Source organism: Corallococcus sp. 4LFB, from assembly GCF_046520365.1.
In the GTDB taxonomy this organism is placed as follows: Bacteria; Myxococcota; Myxococcia; order Myxococcales; family Myxococcaceae; genus Corallococcus; species Corallococcus caeni.
The window spans coordinates 1-1,130 of the sequence record NZ_JBKGHJ010001049.1 but is presented as its reverse complement, the minus strand read 5'-3'; the positions used below and the strand labels follow the sequence as shown (position 1 = coordinate 1,130).

At 73.4% G+C, this 1,130-nt stretch carries 1 protein-coding gene and 1 pseudogene; one reads left to right on the top strand and one right to left on the bottom strand.

From position 1 onward, the window contains the following. Positions 1–256 (top strand): annotated as a pseudogene (locus tag ACLEQD_RS43940) (class II glutamine amidotransferase); the annotation flags it as partial. Between the two features lie 7 nt (positions 257–263). On the opposite strand, the gene mrtX reads toward ACLEQD_RS43940, so the two are convergent. Then, the gene (gene mrtX, locus ACLEQD_RS43935; RefSeq protein WP_410391874.1) at positions 264–989 is read right to left on the bottom strand and encodes a myxosortase MrtX; all 726 of its coding nucleotides are present in this window, start codon (positions 987–989) and stop codon (positions 264–266) included. Positions 990–1,130: the final 141 nt, after the last annotated feature.

The following is a 1,130-nucleotide window of genomic DNA, read 5'->3' as shown; positions in this document are numbered from 1 at the left end:
CACCGTGCTGCTCGCCACCCGCCGCGGCGAGGCCCCGCTGTCCTACACGCGCCTGGAGGGCAGCGTGGAGTGCGCCCACTGCGGCGTGGACGCGACCACGCCGGAGACGCACCCGGAGGTGAGCGCGCACCGCCGCCGCCGCACGGTGGTGGTGGCCAGCCACGTCACGCGCACGCAGGGCTGGGTGGAGCTGCCGCAGGGCACGACGCTGGTGGTGGGCGCGGACCTCCAGGTCCAGCACCTGCCGCCCGCCTGAGGGGCGGCTACGGGCCGCCGAAGAAGGACACCTCCAGGAAGCGCACGTAGAGGTTGCAGGCGGCGTGGAAGAGGGCGCAGCCGAAAATCGTGCCGGTGCGCTCGCGCATCCAGCCGAAGAGGAGCGCGGGGAAGAACACCGCCAGCCGCCACGTCTGGAAGATGGCCAGGTGGCCCAGCGCGAAGAGGAGCGCCGTCACCCAGAAGGCGCGTCCCAGCCGAGCGCCCAGCACCACGCGCCCCTGGGGCCACGCGTCGCGCAGGCGGGCCTGGAGGTAGCCCCGGTAGAAGAACTCCTCCGGCAGGGCCACGACGAAGAGCTGATCAATCACCCACTCGCCGAAGCGCGGGGGCAGGCGCGGCTGGAAGTGGCCCTCGCCGATGATGGGCGTCAGGTGCCGCGCGAGCCCGGGGGGCAGGTGCGGCACCACCTGCACGAAGCTGGCGAAGCCCACGAAGAACAGCGGCCCCACGATGGCGGACAGGATGAGGAACAGCCGCACGTCCTCTTTCCACGCGCGCAGGCTGAGGCCGTAGTCGCGGTAGTCCTCGTCGCGCCAGCGCATGGGGATGAGCGGCAGGTAGAGGAAGCCCACCGTGGCCACCAGCTTGGGCACGCTCGTGCCGCCGGCGATGACGAACGACACGACGATGCCCAGAAAGCCCAGCGCCCAGAGGCCCATGGCCTCCTGCACCGCGCTCAGGCGGAACGGCGGCCCCGGGGGGCGGCTCATGGCGCGTCCGCCGACGCGAGCTCCGCCTTCACCGCGGACAGGGGCAGGGCGCGCGCGCCACGGCCCCGGCGCTCGACGACGACGCCGACGAGCCGGCCGTCCCCGTCATAGAGCGGGCTGCCCGGCACGAGCGTGAGGTCC

What these genes read in the sequence shown, in the direction of transcription:
- mrtX (WP_410391874.1), bottom strand. Translation starts at nt 989, where the DNA reads ATGAGCCGCCCCCCGGGGCCGCCGTTCCGCCTGAGCGCGGTGCAGGAG.